The sequence below is a fragment of the Aestuariibaculum sediminum genome (assembly GCF_014596945.1).
In the GTDB taxonomy this organism is placed as follows: Bacteria; Bacteroidota; Bacteroidia; order Flavobacteriales; family Flavobacteriaceae; genus Aestuariibaculum; species Aestuariibaculum sediminum.
Genome location: NZ_JACVXB010000003.1, coordinates 293,209 through 312,930 on the forward strand (window position 1 = coordinate 293,209; position 19,722 = coordinate 312,930).

At 34.0% G+C, this 19,722-nt stretch carries 17 protein-coding genes; 6 read left to right on the plus strand and 11 right to left on the minus strand.

The window, feature by feature from the left end; translation table 11 throughout:
* Positions 1-75: 75 nt before the first annotated feature.
* The gene (locus ICJ83_RS08880) at positions 76-267 is read left to right on the plus strand and encodes a cold-shock protein (RefSeq protein WP_188230030.1); all 192 of its coding nucleotides are present in this window, start codon (positions 76-78) and stop codon (positions 265-267) included.
* A gap of 79 nt (positions 268-346) precedes the next feature.
* Here the strand turns inward: ICJ83_RS08880 and ICJ83_RS08885 are convergent, their stop codons facing one another.
* Positions 347-766, minus strand: coding sequence for a nucleoside-diphosphate kinase (locus tag ICJ83_RS08885; protein WP_188230031.1), 420 nt, complete (start codon positions 764-766; stop codon positions 347-349).
* 175 nt (positions 767-941) lie between these two features.
* Here ICJ83_RS08885 and ICJ83_RS08890 point away from each other — a divergent pair, with 175 nt between their 5' ends.
* From ICJ83_RS08890 to ICJ83_RS08910, 5 genes are read left to right on the plus strand one after another with little or no spacing between them, the layout of a single operon-like run.
* Positions 942-1,961, plus strand: coding sequence for a DHH family phosphoesterase (locus ICJ83_RS08890; protein ID WP_188230032.1), 1,020 nt, complete (start codon positions 942-944; stop codon positions 1,959-1,961).
* Complete coding sequence (gene gldI, locus ICJ83_RS08895) at positions 1,954-2,496, plus strand: gliding motility-associated peptidyl-prolyl isomerase GldI (protein ID WP_188230033.1); 543 nt, start codon at positions 1,954-1,956, stop codon at positions 2,494-2,496. The genes ICJ83_RS08890 and gldI overlap by 8 nt, the downstream gene beginning before the upstream one ends.
* Before the next feature lie 44 nt (positions 2,497-2,540).
* The gene (locus ICJ83_RS08900; RefSeq protein WP_188230034.1) at positions 2,541-3,665 is read left to right on the plus strand and encodes a peptidylprolyl isomerase; all 1,125 of its coding nucleotides are present in this window, start codon (positions 2,541-2,543) and stop codon (positions 3,663-3,665) included.
* A 30-nt stretch (positions 3,666-3,695) separates the two neighbouring features.
* Positions 3,696-4,625, plus strand: a complete 930-nt coding sequence (gene lgt, locus ICJ83_RS08905) for a prolipoprotein diacylglyceryl transferase (protein ID WP_188230035.1) — start codon at positions 3,696-3,698, stop codon at positions 4,623-4,625.
* Between the two features lies 1 nt (position 4,626).
* Positions 4,627-5,118 (plus strand): DUF192 domain-containing protein, encoded by a 492-nt coding sequence (locus ICJ83_RS08910; protein WP_188230036.1) that lies wholly within the window; start codon positions 4,627-4,629, stop codon positions 5,116-5,118.
* Positions 5,119-5,166: 48 nt separating this feature from the next.
* Here the strand turns inward: ICJ83_RS08910 and ICJ83_RS08915 are convergent, their stop codons facing one another.
* The 10 genes from ICJ83_RS08915 to ICJ83_RS08960 form a co-directional block, all read right to left on the minus strand.
* Entirely contained in the window at positions 5,167-7,542 is a 2,376-nt protein-coding gene (locus ICJ83_RS08915) for a TonB-dependent receptor domain-containing protein (RefSeq protein WP_188230037.1), read from the minus strand.
* Positions 7,543-7,612: 70 nt separating this feature from the next.
* A complete protein-coding gene (locus ICJ83_RS08920) occupies positions 7,613-8,056 on the minus strand; it encodes a GNAT family N-acetyltransferase (RefSeq protein ID WP_188230038.1) in 444 nt (147 codons plus the stop codon).
* A gap of 15 nt (positions 8,057-8,071) precedes the next feature.
* Positions 8,072-9,367, minus strand: a complete 1,296-nt coding sequence (locus ICJ83_RS08925) for a phosphoribosylamine--glycine ligase (RefSeq protein ID WP_188230039.1) — start codon at positions 9,365-9,367, stop codon at positions 8,072-8,074.
* Positions 9,368-9,538: 171 nt separating this feature from the next.
* A complete protein-coding gene (gene secDF / locus ICJ83_RS08930; RefSeq protein WP_188230040.1) occupies positions 9,539-12,532 on the minus strand; it encodes a protein translocase subunit SecDF in 2,994 nt (997 codons plus the stop codon).
* A gap of 200 nt (positions 12,533-12,732) precedes the next feature.
* Positions 12,733-13,347: a hypothetical protein gene (locus ICJ83_RS08935; protein ID WP_188230041.1), complete on the minus strand. Its 615-nt coding sequence runs from the start codon at positions 13,345-13,347 to the stop codon at positions 12,733-12,735.
* A 72-nt stretch (positions 13,348-13,419) separates the two neighbouring features.
* A complete protein-coding gene (locus ICJ83_RS08940) occupies positions 13,420-14,346 on the minus strand; it encodes a malate dehydrogenase (protein ID WP_188230042.1) in 927 nt (308 codons plus the stop codon).
* Between the two features lie 203 nt (positions 14,347-14,549).
* Entirely contained in the window at positions 14,550-15,581 is a 1,032-nt protein-coding gene (locus ICJ83_RS08945; protein ID WP_188230043.1) for a DUF6588 family protein, read from the minus strand.
* A 95-nt stretch (positions 15,582-15,676) separates the two neighbouring features.
* Complete coding sequence (locus tag ICJ83_RS08950) at positions 15,677-18,214, minus strand: TonB-dependent receptor (protein ID WP_188230044.1); 2,538 nt, start codon at positions 18,212-18,214, stop codon at positions 15,677-15,679.
* 4 nt (positions 18,215-18,218) lie between these two features.
* On the minus strand, positions 18,219-19,124 hold the full coding sequence (locus ICJ83_RS08955) for a FecR family protein (protein ID WP_188230045.1): 906 nt from the start codon (positions 19,122-19,124) through the stop codon (positions 18,219-18,221).
* A 53-nt stretch (positions 19,125-19,177) separates the two neighbouring features.
* On the minus strand, positions 19,178-19,693 hold the full coding sequence (locus ICJ83_RS08960; RefSeq protein ID WP_188230046.1) for an RNA polymerase sigma factor: 516 nt from the start codon (positions 19,691-19,693) through the stop codon (positions 19,178-19,180).
* Between the last annotated feature and the right edge of the window lie 29 nt (positions 19,694-19,722).

The window sequence follows — 19,722 nt, forward strand, 5'->3', positions numbered from 1 at the left end:
AATATTCGATAAAATACATTTAGGTACTGATTTTTTACTGTACATTTATAATATTAATAACAAACAATTTCAATTATGAGTACAGGAACAGTAAAATTCTTCAACGATTCAAAAGGATTTGGATTTATTATCGAAGAAGGTTCAAAAAAAGAACATTTTGTTCACATTTCAGGATTAGTAGACGAGATTCGCGAAGGTGATGAAGTTGAATTCGAACTGAAAGAAGGTAAAAAAGGATTAAACGCAGTAAATGTAAGAGTAATTTAATATATACTATTTAATTTTTTTAAGACAAAAAAAATCCCGCTGCCGCGGGATTTTCTGTTTTTATATAGTCTAGCTATGATTAAAACTGTTCTCTTCCAGCAAAATGGAAAGCACTTTCAATAGCAGCATTCTCATCACTATCACTACCGTGAACTGCATTTTCTCCTATAGAAGCAGCGTATAATTTACGAATAGTACCTTCGGCTGCGTCAGCTGGATTTGTTGCTCCAATTAACGTTCTGAAATCCTCAACCGCGTTTTCCTTTTCTAAAACAGCAGCTACTATTGGTCCGCGAGTCATATACTCAACTAACTCACCAAAAAATGGACGCTCACTGTGAATCGCATAAAATGCTTCAGCATCAGCTTTCGTCATTTGCGTTAATTTCATTGCTACAATTCTAAATCCTGAAGCTGAAATTTTTTCTAGTATTGCGCCAATGTGTCCTTTTTCAACTGCATCTGGCTTTAGCATTGTAAATGTTCTATTTGTTGCCATTTTTAAATTTTAATGTTATTCTCGATTTTTTATTACCGTAATCCATTATTAATCCAGTAGTTACTTTTATTAACACAGCGAACGATAATAGTCTTTTAATTTTGCTGCAAAAGTACGCTATTTATCCTTAAAAACAAGCCTATCTAATTTTAAAAAAATTGTATCTTCGTCTCCTATGAAAAAGCAAGACATTACAGACCTAAAACTATTATTATCTACTGAAAAAAAGATAGTTATTGTTCCACATAAAAACCCCGATGGCGACGCCATTGGATCAAGCTTAGGTCTTTACCATTTTTTAATTAAAAATAAGCATCAGGTCAATATCATTGTTCCCAACGATTACCCACATTTTTTAAAATGGATGCCAGGTGAAAACTCTATTCTTAAATACGACGCGCAAACCGAAATATCTCAATCCTTAATTAGTGATGCCGATATTATTTTTACACTAGATTTTAATGCTTTAAGTAGAAGCGGCCAAATGGAAACAGCGCTAAGCGAAAGCAAGGCTATTAAAATCATGATCGATCATCATCAAGCACCAGATGATTACGCAAAATACACCTACAGTGATGTAAGCATGAGTTCTACCTGTGAAATGGTATATAATTTTATTATTATGCTGAATCAAGAATCCTATATAGATGCCAATATTGCATCGTGTATTTACACAGGTATCATGACCGATACCGGATCGTTTAGGTTTTCTTGTACAACCAGCCAGACACACAGGGTGGTGGCAGATTTAATAGATAAGGGCGCCCAAAATGCCCAAATACACAATAATGTTTACGACACCAATAGTTTTGAACGCCTCCAATTATTAGGTTGCGCTTTAAGCAATTTAAAAGTTTTCCCAGAGCATAGAGCAGCATTTATCACTCTTTCACAAGAAGAATTAAATAAATTCAACTATAAAAAAGGAGATACCGAAGGCATTGTTAATTACGGTCTTTCATTAAATAATATTGTTTTGGCTGCTATTTTTATTGAAGACAAACAGGAAGGCATAATAAAAATTTCATTACGTTCTAAAGGTCATTTTTCGGTAAATGAAATGTCGAGAGCACATTTTAACGGTGGCGGACATATAAATGCCGCAGGGGGCCGCAGTGAGTTAACATTAAAAGATACCGTTGAAAAATTTATTAGTATATTGCCTAGTTATAATAAAGCCCTAAACAATGAATAAATTTTTAACTCTAGCATTACTATTGCTTACGCTTGCTTGTAAATCGCCAGACGCTAGACGCCCTATTTCTGTTAAATCTGGTTCATTCATTGACGCTTCTGTGGAGCGGAATAAAAAATTAAACGCTAAAGAACAAGCACTTATAGAAAGTTTCATGAACCAAAAACATGAAAACGAATACATCGCTTCCGAAAGTGGTTTTTGGTATTTTTACAATACTAAAGTAGAAATCGATTCTTTACAATCGCCTGTGTTTGGAGATATTGTAAATTACAATTATGATGTAAAAACCTTAAATGGTCAAACTATATATTCTACTGAAGAATTAAAAACACGCACCTATGCCATTGATAAAGAAGAACTTTTTACAGGATTAAGAGAGGGGTTAAAACTAATGAAAACAGGAGAAACTGTAACCTTTTTATTTCCATCGCAAAAGGCTTACGGTTACTACGGCGACGAAAATAAAATTGGAACAAACACTCCTATAATGTGTAAAGTAACTTTAAATTCTATTACCAAAACTACTAACTAAATTAAGCGTCCTAAATCAATTACACTTCAAACGATTATTAGTATATGAAATCAATTCATTATTCGGTCAAAATTCTTTTAATTGTCATTATAAGTAATTTAACTTCTTGTAAAGCACAATATCCAGATCTTGAAGATGGTCTTTATGCTGAATTTGTAACTAGCAAAGGTACTATGGTCGCTAAACTGACCTACGATAAAACTCCAGTTACTGTTGCTAACTTTGTATCCCTAGCCGAAGGCACCAACACAATGGTAGACGATGTATATAAAAAGAAAAAGTATTATAACGGAACCACCTTTCATCGTGTTATCGATGATTTTATGATTCAAGGAGGCGATCCTCTTGGAAATGGAACTGGTGGCCCCGGGTATAAATTCATGGATGAATTCTCCCCAGAACTTAAACACGATAAAAAAGGGATACTTTCTATGGCCAACTCTGGCCCAAACACTAATGGAAGTCAATTTTTTATCACTGAAAAACCGACACCTTTTTTAGATAATAAACACGCTGTTTTTGGTGAATTAGTTTTAGGTTTAGATGTTGAAGACAGTATTTCAAATGTTGAAACAGGTCCACAAGATGCCCCTTTGGAAAAAGTATATATTAAAGAACTTAATATAATAAGAAAAGGTAAAGAAGCTAAACATTTCGATGCCCCAGACATATTCAATAATCACTTTATTGAAGCCGAACGAATAGCTAAAGAAAAGGCCGAAAAACAAAACGCTTTATTAAAAAGTACTTTAGCTAAATTTGAAAAACAAAAAGCGCAGGCTACTACCCTGCCTTCAGGTTTAAAGTATTTCGTAAGCCATAAAGGCGACGGTGAAAAATTACCAACCACAGCGACCATATTAACCGACTATAGTTTATATCTGGAAGATGGTAAATTATTTGACACAAGCAAACAAGAAGTAGCTGAAACTCACGATAAAATTGTTCCAGGGAAACGAGATGCTGGCATGTATCGCCCAATTGAAGCTCAAATTAGTCCCGATGCACAAATGATTCCAGGATTTAAAGAAGGATTACAACAATTGCACGTTGGCGATAAAGCAACTATTTTTATACCCTATCACTTAGGCTATGGAGAAACCGGACATCGCGGCATTCCGCCAAGGGCGAATTTAATTTTTGAAGTTGAGATACTTGAAGCGCAATAAAAACAATACACATTAAGAAAAACAGAACTTATGTACTTATTAAAATTTGATTGGAATCCTGTAACCGGTATTGATATCATTGGAAATTTTAAACTTCATTTTTACAGCTTAATGTGGGTAACAGCATTTGTTATTGGCTGGTTTTTAATGAAACGTATTTTTACCAAAGAAAAAGTATCACTAGACTATTTAGACCCATTATTCATTTATACCGTTTTAGCTACCATGATTGGTGCTCGCTTAGGTCATGTTCTATTCTATCAATCTGAATTAATTTCTGAAGATTTTTTTAGCATATTTCTTCCTTTTCGATTTAAAGGAGGTATTGAATTTACAGGCTTTCAAGGGTTAGCAAGCCATGGTGCTGCCATAGGCATTATTGTTGGCATGTACTTATATCGCAAAAAATACAAGTACAAATCGCTCTTATGGATACTTGATCGTGTTGTAATATCAGTAGCTTCTGGTGCTGTATTTATTAGAATTGGAAACTTTATTAACTCTGAAATTATTGGAAAAGTAACTGATTCTGCTTTTGGAGTTCGTTTCATTCAAGATCAATATTACAAAAGCCAGATTACCCAACTAACCGGAATTAAAGATGTGCAGGAAGCCTATAATGCTGTTACCAGCAATCCGCAGTTTCAAAATTTATTAGACGCTGTGCCATACAGACACCCGGCTCAATTATACGAATCGTTCTGTTACGTTTTTGTATTTTTAATTTTGTGGTTTTTCTACTCTAAAACCACCAAGAAAGATCAAACTGGGTTTTTATTCGGCTTATTCTTAATCCTATTATGGACAATCCGTTTCTTTGTCGAGTTTGTAAAAGAACCTCAAGGTGATGAATATATTAATTGGTTTGGGTTAAACACTGGGCAATGGCTAAGTATTCCTTTTATTTTAATTGGGCTATATTTTATGTTTGTATACAAACCTAAACAATCTGTAAATTAGTATGATTACTAAGGTGTTTAAACTTTCATATGGTGTCTTTGTTTTAATCTTTTGTTGTGCCTTTGTTAGCTGTAAATCGGATTATAAAAAAGAAGTAAAACAAACCGAAATTAAATTTACAAAAGAAGGGGAACTTACCATTTTTAAAGGCGATTCCACAAAAGTAAATTTAGATATTGAAATCGCTGATACGGAATACGACACTCAAACAGGCTTAATGTACAGAAATAGCATGGCTCCAAATCAAGGGATGCTCTTTATTTTTGAGGATGTTTCTGAACGGTTTTTCTATATGAAGAATACCAGAATACCCTTAGATATTATTTATATCGATGACCAAATGAAAATTGTTAGTTTTCAAAAACAAGCACAACCTTTTAATGAAAACTCATTACCTTCAAATGCCCCTGCCAAATATGTGTTAGAAATTAACGCAGGGCTATCAGACCAATGGCAACTAGCGGTTAATGATAGTATTTCGTTTGAAAGGTAACAAAATTTCGCGTCTTTCATAGACCACTCAGTTTTGCTGACTTTTCTATTAATATCGCCTTCCCCCAGAATATTCCATAGCCTCGCCTTTTCCAAAACCATAGCTAAAGCCAAAGGTTATAAAGCGTCCCCTATTTCTATAACTATAAGCTAAAAACGTATCTTGGGTTGTATAGCTCTCATTAATTCTTGAAGCAAACACGTCTCTAACACTCATATTTAATACCCCCTTACCATTTAATATTTTTTTTCGCAATCCTAAATCCAGAAAAGCAATATCACTTACCTCACTTTGTACTGTTCTATATTCTGATTCATAATTACCTGTAGCCTCAAAATCTATTTGAGCTGGTAACTTAAATTTAGCCAGAAGTTTTGAAGACCATTGGTCGCCTTTAAAATCGAATACTTGCGATTCAAAACTACCATCACGATTAAAACTGTTAAAATTAAAATCCGCATTAAGCGTTAACCAGTTGCTCGGACTATATTTTGTATTAAATTCAATACCATACGTTCTATTTACCCCGATATTTTCTGGTCGGGTTATATTAACATTTTCCTGAGAAGTTGTAATTCTTTCAATTACATCGGTAGTGTAACGATGATATACCCCAAAATTAAGAGATGTTCTACCAATATCGAAAATGCTTGTGATTTCATAGGAATTTGTAAACTCAGGCAATAAATTTGGATTACCTTGGCGAATGCTAAAGCTATTTCTAATATTAAAAAACGGATTTAAATCCCACAATCTTGGGCGGTAAATTCGCTTAGAATAGCCCGCTTGCAAAGAAATCATTTCCGAGAATTTGTAGGACGTATGAATACTGGGAAACAGGTTTGAATAATTCTGATTATTTGCTTCATTGGTATTCGTTAGCAAAGTTTGTAAATTAGTATGTTCTAATCGCATTCCTGCTTTAACACCCCACCTTTCTCCTTCATATGCTCCTGTAGCATAAACACCTAATACCTTTTGGTCGTAATTAAAAATATTGGTTAGTCCCTCATCAACTTCAAATGCATTATTTACTAAATTTTCAACCTGATAGTCGTTGCTTACATCGTTTAAAACATATTGCGCTCCAGTTTCCATGGTCCATTGCTCTGAAAACGGTTTGGTATAATCCAATTTAAACGTATAAGTATATTCGCTAAAATCAGACTGGGTACGTTGTACGGCATCGTTATCATCTCCTGCAACCGTGACATCGTTGAATAAAGACGATAAGTCTTTAGCAAAAGAGCTTCCCAATGCACTAAACAATAAATCATGATCTTCATGATCTTCATAATCTTTCTGGTATTGCAATTCGTATTGCCACTTTGGATTGGTCGCTTCAGTCACTTCTGTACGCTCCCATTCCGATGTTAAATTTTCATTTTCATCGTATAACTTAAATCGGTTTGATGATGGTTGATCTTCTATTTCGTAGGCAAAATTTCCCGAAAGCGTGATAACGTTGTTTGGGTTGATATAATAATCGGTTCCCAAGATAATGTTATAAAATTTTTCATTTCGGTACTCTTCACCAATATTATAAAGCTCAGTATTATTAATTAAATCGGTATTAATATTTTCATTATCGGTAGGAATACTTCGTCGGCCAAGGCCCAATTGTGTAAAAAGATTAAATTTTTCAGAACGTCTATTTAAACTTAAACCTACGCTATGGTTATCGGGAATTCCTGTATTTAAACTCACCGAACCATTTAAGCCTTTACGCTCTTCTTTTTTAATAATAATATTTATGATTCCAGATGTTCCTTCAGCATCATACTTAGCTGATGGATTGGTGATAACTTCAATGCTTTCAATCATATCGGCTGTTATACTCCCTAAGGCACCTCCATCGTCTGCTAAAATAGACGGCTTACCATTTATTAAAACCTGCACACCACTACTTCCTCTTAAACTAATAACACCTTCAATATTCACATTTACAGAAGGCACATTATTTAAAACTTCTAAGGCACTTGCTCCAGTACTGGCAATATCTCTACCTACATTAAAAACACGTTTATCCAGCTTAAATTCTGTTCTGGATGTTTCAGCCTGAACTACAACTTCATCGAGTTGAGAGGCATCTTCTTCAAGAGCTATTGTACCAAGATTTATGGTGTTATTATTTAGGTTAAACTGATTAAATGTTTTTGTTATAAAACCTATGAAACTGATTTCGATATAAAAATTTGAAGCCTTTGTATTCATAACAAAAGTACCATCATCTGCAGTAGTTGTACCTGTTAAAGCTTTTTTTGTTTCACTATCGGCAACTACAACAGTAGCATAAGGTAATGGCTCTTTACTAGATTGATCGATGACAAGACCTTTAATTTTAATGGTTTGAGAAACGCCTTCTAAACTCGTAAAAAATACAATTGCAAATAAAATATAGCTTAATACTTTGTTATAAATCATTTTTGAAATTTAAAAAAGCAAAGATGGCTAATTTTAATGAAAAGCACGAACATTTTAACGTATCGTGGTGTTACTTATTATAAGTATATAAACGTTCTACTTGAGAATTGTGATGCAAAGATTTCATGTAACGAAAGTGATTTTTAACATAAAAATTGTGCAAGCCAATATCTTCTATCGTCAACCAAAATTTCCCTTGCGGAAACCTTAATTTTAATTCAGTTAACCAGATAGACCCGAGGTTTTGTCCGCGTTTGGCTTCTATCACGTAAATAAACCCCAGATATGCGAATCCCTGTTCAAACCAAAAATCAGCTTCGTTTTGTGCATATAGCATGTCTGGAGTGCATTTTGTAAACATTAAACCACCTGCAACAATTTGTTTGTTTTCTTCTAAGACAAAACATAAAGTGGAACTTTTATAATCTTGCCAAAAGGGGCAAATCTGTTCCTGCCAATCTAACGGAAGTATTGCAAAAAACAGTTCAGCTTCAAGACATTGATAAAATTTCATGTGATACATTTTATATTAGAGCAAGCCCCAAGACCAAAGTTTATCGGAGTCTTCGGCCCATCGATCGCCTATATCAGTACGATAATAACCATTATTAATAATAACATTTCCCATTCGGTTATACATCATTTTTTGAGCCTCTTTCATTGTTGTTCCCGTACCCGTAACTAAAACAGCAACTCCCGTATTTCCAGTAATTAACCATTCTTCGTTTACAGTTTTTAGGTGCATCGGGTGTACACCTTCCCTACCATTCTTTTTAAAAACCACTACTGCATCTTTAGAGAATAAGTTAAAGGTTTTTCTATCCTCGAAAGGAAACGGAGGCACGACGATAAACGCCCCTACCTGAAATCCTTTTTTTGTATTTATTTTAAACTTTTGTTGAGTTACCAATTTATAAAACATCATACCTAACGGCTCATTTATTCCAGCGCGCTGAATAAGCACTTGAGGATACCCGAAACGAGACGTAAACTCTAAAGGATAAATACCATTACCATTAACAATACAATTAATATCGATATGACCAATAAAATGATGCTTAGCCAAAGTTTGTTGAAATTTCAATAGGGTGGCCTGAAAAATAGGCGATTGGTTTACCCAAAACATACTAGTCCCCATTTCACCTGTTGAAACGCCTAATTCTTTTGGGAATAATTTTTTATGCTCGAATGTCATATTTAAAGGGTAAATAAATTCGTTGCCATTAAAAAATGCCGCCACACCAATTTCTACACCTTTTACTTTACGTTGAAGCTGAAAATTACCGAAGTTATCTCCCCAAGATTTTTCGTAGGCCTTCAATACGCGAATAACATCGAGACCCTCTTCATCGCTACCTACAAAAAGCAATTGTTTTAGCTCCTGGGTTTCCCCACAAGGTTTTAAAACATAAGAACTAGGATGCGTTTCTATATACAGAATAGCGTCTTTAAAGGATGTAAATTCCTTTGAAGGAATAATTTTTATTTTATGCCTTTTCAATTCAGCCTGACCAAAATTTCGGTCTAACTCTAAGTTATCGGTATATTCTGTTCCTCCTAAAACATGCTTTCCTTGTGCTCGTAATGCGCTTGCTATTTTCCCATAGCCTGTATAATCGAACACAACAACATCAGCCCAATCGACATGTTTTTCCCAATGCGCGGCCTTAGGCACGAAACCATAACCAATTTCTTTTGAACCCTTATCTTCTATAAATAATTTTACGGCATGACCTTCTTGGTAAATGGTGTGAGCAATGTCCAAAGATTCGCCCCAACGCGAAACAAAAAGAAACTTCTTTCGCGATTGTACTTTAGTTTTCAACTAAAGAAAAAGTAGTATTTCATTATAATTCATCTGAGATAAATTTTGAGCAAATGTATACAAATATCTCATCCGTTGTATATTAAAAACCAACTCTATTTACGTTAAATTTTTGATATAAAAAAAGCCTGTCAGAAATTGACAGGCTTTTGCTAAAACAAAGACTTTAACTTAGTCTTTTTTCTTTTTATCTTCCAATCGTTTTACCGTATCATACATGACAGGTGTTGCGATAAATAAAGATGAATAAGTACCAACTACTACACCTACAATTAAAGCAAACATAAATCCTCTAATGGAATCACCTCCAAAAATGAAGATGGCCAATAACACCACTAACGTAGTTAACGAGGTATTTAATGTTCTACTTAATGTGCTGCTCAATGACACGTCTACCACCTTTTCGAAATTCCAAGAGGTATGCTCATTGAAAAATTCTCGAATTCTATCGAAAACTACCACGGTATCATTTAACGAATAACCAATAACCGTTAAAATAGCCGCGATAAAAGCTTGATCGATTTCCATACTAAATGGCATAAATCTGTAAGTAATAGAGAATACACCTAAAACAATTAATACGTCATGGAATACAGCAGCTACTGCTCCAAGAGAATATTGCCATTTTTTGAAACGGAATAAGATATAAAGGAATACAACTATTAAGGAACCTAAGATTGCCCAGAATGACGCTTGTTTAATATCGTCGGCAATAGTAGGACTCACTTTATATTGCTCCATTAAACCTATGGTTTTGTTTACATTATTATTATCTATAAACTCCTCATAAGTTAAATTACCTAGGTAAGGTTGTAAAGCAGTAAACAGTTTCGATCTGATTTCTTCATCAACTTCTTTACCTGTTTCATCAACTTTATACTTCGTCGTAATTTTAAGGTTATTGCTCTCTCCTACCGTTTTTGCATCGGCACTGTTAAACACATCTGGTTGCGATAAAACACTTTTAATTTCAGATGCACTTACATCTTGTGGGAAGTGCACTTGATATGTTCTACCTCCTACAAAATCAACACCTTGATCTAATCCGTTAGTAAATAATGACCCTAATCCTAAAACAATAATGGCTCCTGAAATGATGTAAGCTAACTTGCGTTTTCTTAGGAATTCGATATCAATTCTTCTGAATAAATTCTTAGTTAATCCTGTTGAGAAATCTAAACTACCGCCTTTATTTGCATACCAGTCGATTAGTAATCGCGTGATGAAAATAGCAGTAAATAATGATGTACCAATACCGATTAATAAGGTTGTAGCAAAACCTTTAATTGGTCCTGTTCCAAAAATAAATAAGATTAAAGCTGTTAATCCTGTTGTAATATTGGCATCTAAGATAGATGACAAAGCATTATTAAATCCATCCTGAATTGCTTCTTTCTGTCCCTTACCTTTGGCAATTTCCTCACGAATACGCTCAAAAATAAGCACGTTCGCATCTACCGACATACCAATGGTTAATACGATACCGGCAATACCAGGTAATGTTAAAACCGCTCCTAATCCAGATAAGATACCGAAGATTAATAAGATGTTTAACAACATCGCTACATCCGAAAAAGCTCCTGCTTTACCATAGTAAACTACCATCCAGATTAATACTAATGCTAAGGCAATCATAAATGACATCGTACCGCTATCAATAGCTTCTTGACCTAAAGATGGCCCTACAACATCACTTTGAATAATATCAGCAGACGCAGGTAATTTACCTGCTCGTAAAACGTTAGCTAAATCAATCGCTTCGTTTAACGTAAAGTTTCCTGAAATTTCTGAGTTACCCCCTGAAATTGGACCAGAAGTTACTCCAGGTGCTGAATACACGACATTATCTAATACAATAGCAATTTGACTTCCGTTTGTAAAGGCTTCACCCGTCATTTCTTCCCAAATCTTGGCTCCTTTAGCATTCATTTGCATTGATACGGTCGGTTTTCCAGTTGGCCCGAAATTCTGACGTGCATCAGTAACAACAGCACCACTTAACTGAGGTTCGTTGTCTCTGTTTCCTGCCAATGCATATAATCCTACTACTTCACTATTTTTTTCTGGTTTACCAAAAGCAAACTTTACATAACGCATTTCTGCTGGCAATAAAGAACGTACTTGTGGCATATTTAAATATTCTAAAACCTGAGCTCTATCAGCAACTTCAAAATAAGCCACTATTGGGCCTCCTTGATATCCTGGACCACGAATTAAATCGAAAATTGGGTTTACAGTATCTACTGCTGTAGAATCGGTAGTCGCATCACCTAATAAATCGTCGATAGCATCTTCTTGAGCATCCTCTTGGTCATTACTTTCAACCTCGGCAGTCTCATCACCTGTATCAACAATATCCTTTAAAGTTTCGTTAGCTTGCGATAAGAAACCGAAAAATTGTTCACCTCTGTAAGCATCCCAAAATTCTAATTGAGCAGTACTTTGTAATAAAGCTGTTGCTCTTTCAATATCTTTAACCCCTGGTAATTCAACTAAAATTCGACCAGACGTTCCTAAACGCTGAATGTTTGGAGATGTTACACCAAACTCATCAATACGCTTACGTAATACTTCAAAAGCTGATACAATAGATTCATCTATTTTTCTTTCGATTACAACTTTAACTTCATCATCAGTCATACTTCCATCAATCTCACCATCTAAAGTTTTAGTGTAGAAAATATCTGGAGATGCTAATTTTGTGTCGCCTTTAATTTTATCGAAAGCAATAAAGAAGTCTTCTAAATACGTATTCTGACTATCTTTTTGTAATTCTGAAGCATCATCTAAAGCCTTATTAAAAACCGGGTTTTTAGTATGATTTGCCAATCCTTTTAAGATATCTTTTACAGATACCTGAAGAATCACGTTAATACCTCCTTTTAAATCCAGACCAAGATTCATGGCCTTTTGTTTCACTTCGTTATAAGTGAATTTTGCGATACCCATATTAAATACAGTATCGTTAGCTATAGCATCTAAATAACTTAATTCTTCAGCACTACGCTTCGCTCTGAAATCATCTTCTGTTTCAGAAATTTTGTTGATGGCAGCTGTTTCTGCCTCACGCTCTATTTGACTTGCTTTAAACGTAAAAGACAACTGGTAAATACTTACCAATCCGAATAAAACAGCAAATAACTTTACTAATCCTTTATTTTGCATGTTCTGTTGTTTTAGTGTATCACATACCCAAAGTCAATGTAATGACTTTAAAGCATAATACGCCTTTTATTTAGTTAATTAAAAATGTAAGATTCTAAAAAAATCTTGAGTGTTATAAGTGAATAAATTGAATTATTGGGAAGCCTTTTGAAAAATTATTCTGAATCAAATTCAATAGATATATCTAGAATTCGTTTCATTTAAGCCATCCCAGAAGTTTTAGGGCCTGCTCGTACTTCGGGAATATTACCTACCGAACTATCGATAGTAATTGCTATGGTTTTAAATACTTTTAATGCAACTTCGGAAATAAGCGCTTCATGGTTATCACCTACTACCGAATTAAAAATATAAACGTTCGGATTAAAAAATCTATCGAAATCTTGCTTAACAGTTACCATGTGTTTTCCACCGAAACCCGATGAAGAATCAAGGGTTTTATTGATTTCAAACACATCAAACTTGTAGTTTGTATTATTCTTGTTGGGTAATTTTTGGCTAGATGGGTTTTTAAAACCTAATTGTAGTTCAGAGTCGTCAGAAAGCTGATTTTTAATACTTGCCACATCGGTAGCGCTATAATAAGATATAAGCACTTTACCTTCGGGCGTTTCTTTAACCTGAAACGTGTTAACTCCAAGATCTTGAAGCTTACTTACAACTTCATTTATAGCATTTTGCGCTTCATCAGATGTTACTGAAACATCTGTGAATTGAAGTACAATTTCCTGATTAGGTTCAGACGTTCGGTTCTGATAAATCCCTAAAAAAGAAATTAATACGATTAAAGCACCAAAGTACCATTTTGCTCTCATGCGCCAAATATAAAAAAAAGACTGTATTTCTACAGTCTTTACTTAAAATATATAGATTTTTAAATGATATTATTATACTTCTAATAAACCATTTGTTTTTCTAACGCCTTCTGCACTGGCTTGCATGTGCGCTTTTTCAGCATCACTTAAAGGAATATTTACAATTTTTTCAATACCATTTTTCCCTAAAATTACTGGTACTCCAATACAAATATCAGATAATTCATATTCTCCTTCTAATAAAGTAGAACATGGGAACATTTTCTTTTGATCGCATGCAATAGCCTGAACTAAACCACTAACAGCAGCTCCAGGAGCATACCAGGCCGACGTTCCTAATAATTTTGTTAGTGTTGCACCTCCAACTTTGGTATCGGCTGCCACTTGCTCTAATCGTTCTTCAGATAAAAACTCTGAAACTTTCACACTATTTCTTGTGGCGTGCGATGTCAATGGTACCATTCCTGTATCACTATGTCCACCTATTACCATACCATCAATATCACTAATTGGTGCTTCTAAGGCTTCAGCTAAGCGATATTTAAAACGTGCTGAGTCTAAAGCTCCACCCATTCCAATAATACGATTTTTAGGTAAATTTGTTGATTTATGCACTAAATACGTCATGGTATCCATAGGGTTACTTACCACAATAATGATGGTGTTTGGCGAGTGTTCGATTAAACTAGCTGAAACCGTTTTTACAATGCCTGCGTTTATACCTATTAATTCCTCGCGAGTCATTCCTGGTTTTCTTGGAATACCCGATGTAATAACACAAATATCGCTACCTGCGGTTTTCGAGTAATCACCTGTTACTCCTGTAATTTTTGTATCGAAACCATTTAATGAAGCGGTTTGCATTAAATCCATGGCTTTACCTTCGGCGAAACCTTCTTTAATATCTACTAATACCACTTCTGAAGCGAAATTTTTAATAGCAATATACTCTGCGCAGCTAGCTCCAACAGCTCCTGCACCTACTACTGTAACTTTCATATTTTATATGTTTAATTGTTTTATTATTTTGTTCTTAATAATTCTAGATTATTTATGTATTTGGCCGAAGTAAATTTCCTGCTTTAGCAATAGAAACTAAGCCTTTACCTAACAAACTTACGAATTAAAATACTCTTAATAAAAAAAGTGCAAGATTAAATCTTGCACTTTTTAATTTTATGTAAAACAAGAGGTATTTCGGCTTATCTGAAACCAAAATTTATCCCTACAGAAAAGGCATTAAACTCCGCCAAATGATATTCGGCATTAAATCTAAAAAAGCCAATTTTTAACTTAGTCCCTAAAGTGCCGCGCATACCGGAAATCTCACTAGATACCGAAAATGGGTCGGTAATACTTTGCGACCCACTTAATGGTCCTGTAGTAACGGTATATGTTCCTAATAAATCTGATTCAGATTTTCCGCTAATATATCCTAAACCGCCGTAAAAATTAATTACCGGTAATTTGGTTGATGCGATAAACTGAAATAACCAGGTTGACGTATCGTTTTCCAACTTCTGATTTTCGCCATCAACACCAGAAGAGTCTGTTAAATCGTAAGCCGCTCCAAGATGCGTGTAAGCGACCAAACCAGAAAGTGCTATAGGCAATAATTTATCGGCAGGCAACCATTTCGTGGCTTCAAATTGTAACCCTGCACCATACATATTAAAGGCGACATCGTCAGTTTTAATTTCGGGCATGAATCGGGCTTTAACTTCAAGACCTTTAATTAAGCCCACACTTCCCTGAATGAATGCAGATGGTAATAAATTACCACTGGCATTGCCTATTCCAGACGGTAAAGTTATACGTTCGGAAGAAAGTGGATTTCCCTTTTCTGAGATAATCAAATCAATTTCGGGATTGTTTTCTCCCAAAGCAGTAGCTACTTGTTTTGAAGTTGCCCCATCGGCAAAAGCCACTGTAAAGTCGTAATCAGGACTATTATAATCTTCAATATTCATTAAAAATGATTTATCATCATCACTAACCAAAGACGCGTTCATTACTAACGAAATTTCAAAACCACCAAGTGGTTTAGCATGGGCTGTATTAAACCAATTGCCATTCATGCTGTACATTAAACCGTTGGTTCCTGGGGCTAAATAATCGTTTGTAAAACGTTGTGCATTTTCGGCTCCAGCAATTAAAAGCGCGTCAACGTCATTTTGTGCTTTCATAGTAAAAGCAGACAAACCAATAACAAAAATTAAACTAAGTTTCTTCATGATAGATTTTTAGGTTATTTAAACAAAAATAATAAAAAGCACTATTAACATACAATACATCGGTAAAAAATGCCTTTTAACGAATTTATACAGTATTAAAACATAACTCTCAAACTTAAATTTGGGGTCATTCTCAACGAAGTATTATTCACTTCAATAGTGGTACTGGTATCCTCTGGGTTAACTTTATAATAACGGTTTACAACATTTTGGGCATTCGTAAGGTTTAAAACACCCGCTTTCAATAATACGGCAACATTAGATGTTAATTTAACATTATAGCTAACTGACATATCAACGCGTTTAAAAGCTTCCAGATTCTCACGGTTCGGGGTATCATAATTCACATAAACGTTATTCCCCGATTGTATAGTTTCATTACCTTCAACTGGCTTTGTAAATGGTAAACCAGAGCGCAACGTACCACCTAGCGATACTTTTAAATTATTTAAAATATCATAATTGAGACCTACAGTTACAGAGTGTCTGATATCGATATTATTTGGAAATACCGAAGGTGTAAATAACTCAAATTTATATTCGTTTACGGCATAAGTATAACTGAACCAAGTACTGTAATTTGCTTCCGTTTTGTTAAATAAAAACTCAACACCTCTCGCTGTATATTCTCCAATTGCCCTTAAAGATTGAAAGTTATTATAAAAACCCTGATTTCTTGCTGTAATCCCGTGTACATTTTTATAGAATCCTGCTAAACTAATATTAAGGTTCTTTTTATTTAATTCCCCTCCAAATGAAGCTTGCTGACTTTGAGAAATTGGAATAGAACTTTCGTTAGCTAAAATCCAACGACGCTTTTCCACTCCGAGAAAATCATCAGTAAAATCAAAAATTTGCGTAGCAGACTGGTTTTTAAATTCTCCTTCCAACTTTAAACTAAAAAGCTTGGTTAAACTATACCTTATATTTAATCGTGGCTCTAATAAAAACCGATTAAATTTTTCGAAATAATTTAACCGCGCCCCTGCCCTTATAAAAGCGTTTTGACTTAGGAGTTCTATTTCGGAATATAAGGCATGATTTCGCAATACATCTTTATTAATCCTGTAATAAGATGGTATGGTAACTCTTGTTTCGTTTAATATTCCTGTTTCATTAAATTGATATCCATTCAGCCATTTAAAATTATCATTAAGACTCAAATTGGAGTTGAATTTAACTCCGGTATCTATAACTTCATTAGCTTGTGTTAAAAGTTGATTGGATTCTACGTTATAATCTTCTGCGTCTACATTGTATTTCGAATAATAAGCATTTAATTGGGTATTAAATCTACTGCTCCAAGCTGCCTGCCAAACCCCACCAATTCCAGTGTTGTATTGTGATAAATTACTTGTTTTGGTTTTAATATCGTCTGATTCTGTTTGGCTGCGCTCAGTATATTCTAAATCATTGTTGATTTCTATGAAATTTATTCTAAACTTATGGCGCTCATTTAAATTATACAACACTTTGGCTGTATAATCGTAAAACTTAAAATTCGATGTTGTACTTATATTATCTGATGATGCTTGTTTAGTTCGAATATCACTATCCTGAAAACTTCTTTCGAAATAATTATTATACGCAAAGGTTTTAAAGGCATCTGTGAACGAGCGTCTCCCTGAAATATGAAATTCTAAATTCTTAGCCACAGGAATTTCCAAAAAAGCATCTCCACTAATTAAATTAGCACCAACGCCTCCTGTAAATTTTCGATTTAATTCATTTTTGGTTCGCATATCAATCGTACTAGAAACACCGTCACTATATTGGCTACTTGTACCATTTTTAGTGACATAAACTTTTTCGGTTAGGTTAGGGTTATATGCTGAAATTAATCCAAAAAAATGACCTGAATGATACATTTTAATACCATCCCAAAGTATTAAGTTTTGATCATTTGTGCCTCCTCTAACATTTATATTAGCTATACTTTCATTTGCACTTTCAATTCCTGGTAATGTTTGTATAGACTGCAACACATCAGGCTCAATTAAACCAGGCAATAACCCGAAAGCTTTTGAGTTTAAAACCGTCCTGCCATCAATTAGTTTTTCGACACCTGTTGTTAAAAATTTAGTAAGCACTACTTCTGTTAAAGCCTCGTTATTTATATCTAATACTATACGTTTACAGTCGTTTTTCTTACTAAACAAAAACTGCGATTTAATTACTTTCTTATGATATCCTAAAAATGAAAATAAGACATCTGAACTAACCGGAATATCGTTTAATTCGAAATAACCATGTTCATTTGTTATTGTTCCAATCGAAGTATCTTTAATATAAACCGAAGCTCCAAGCAAAGGCGCTTCATCAACCTTAGTCAATACATATCCACAGATAGATATAGTCTTATCTGCTTTAGATACGGTTACGTATCGATTATCCAGCTGTCTAAATTTTAAAGGTGTATTCGCATTTAAATAGTCAATAACCTCCAAAAGTTCAAGATCTAATTTTGGTGATTCAATGCTTATTGGCAAAACGTCTTCGGGAGCATAAGAAAACTTGACTTGATACTGATTTTCTATAGATTCAAGAATTTCGACTAATGGCCTTTTCTCTATATTTTGACCATAACTTATCATTCCTATAACCAATAAAAAAAGACCAAGGTATGTTCTCATTTATTTACTTTTTAAAAAGCACCACATTATTTCCCTCAATGGAATAATTTAAATTTAAAGGAATGGTTACCGATTGTAATGCTGTTTCAATATTACTATGGGTGAATGCGCCATTAAACAATACCTGATTATCAATATTTTGTAATTCAACATGGATATCGTACTGACGTTGTAATTCATTAACGACCTCATATAATGGCACTTGTTTAAATGTAGATTCTTCATATAACCATGCAGGTGCGTTGGCATTAAAATCTTCTAAGGTCTGAATAATATTATTAACCACTCTAAAAGATTTACCAGGTTTTAATTTTAAGGTTTTATGGTTATAAGTCACAGCTACCAAGCCCTCATAGCATTGTACTTCAAAATAATTTTTTCGTTTTTTTACGTTGAATTGTGTCCCTAAAACCTGTACTGTACCAACCGCTGTATTTACCGTAAACTGCTCTCCCTTTTGTACTTTAAAAAAGGCTTCTCCTTCTAAATCTAACATCCTTTTAGCTTCCCAGTCTTTTTTATCATAATGTAATTCCGAAGCTGCATTTAATACAACTTCCGAACCATCTGGTAAAGTGAGTGTTTCGGTTTGTGCTATTCTGGTATTAAATGATACATCGTTGTTGAAAAAGATAAAATAAGACGATGTTAACATAATGGCTAAAACTGCAGCGACCCTCAAAACGGTTTTAAAATTAAAAGCAATAACCTTTGATTTCTTTTTTGAAATCAACCTGGATTTAAAAGCTTTCAACGCCGCTTGAGCATCAACTTCTGGCGCTTGCATTTGCTTCGCATAAAAAGCAATTTTTTCGAGAGTTTCAATATTTTCAGTTTGTTTTAATTCAGAAAACTCCTCAGAACTTAATTCACCTTCAAACCATTTTAATATTTCTTTATTCTTTTTCATTTTTTATGCTTACAGTAATAAGACAATCCATTTATAATTTACCCTACCCTTAACTAAATGTTATCTATATGATTCCTTAATATTTTTAACGCACCTGACATACGCTTCTCAACCGCCTTTTGAGATACATCAAGTAAATCAGCAATTTCCCGATATTTTTTTCCTTCAATTCTATTAAGTAAAAAAACTTCCCTTTGAGCGTCGGTTAGTAAGGCTATTGCATCCTGTAATTTCTTTTTAAATTCTTCCTCCTGCAAAATATACTCCGGACTCTCATTGGTTTTATCCATATATGGTTTTGCTCTAGCATATTCCATAACCACTTTATGATGTTTTACGCTGTTTAAAAACAAATTATTTATAGTAGTAAACAAGTAAGTTTTTGCTTTTGTAAAATCTATTTTTGCACAATTCTCCCATATTTTAGAGAAAGCATCTTGAACAAAATCTAAAGCCGAATCGCTATTACCACACTTATAGAATGCAAAATTTGAGGCAGATTGCACGTGGTTCAAATAAAAGGAATTAAAGTAGGTTTCTTCGCAAAGTTTATTTTTGTTACGTTCCATGATAATAATTTATTAGGAAATAAATATTA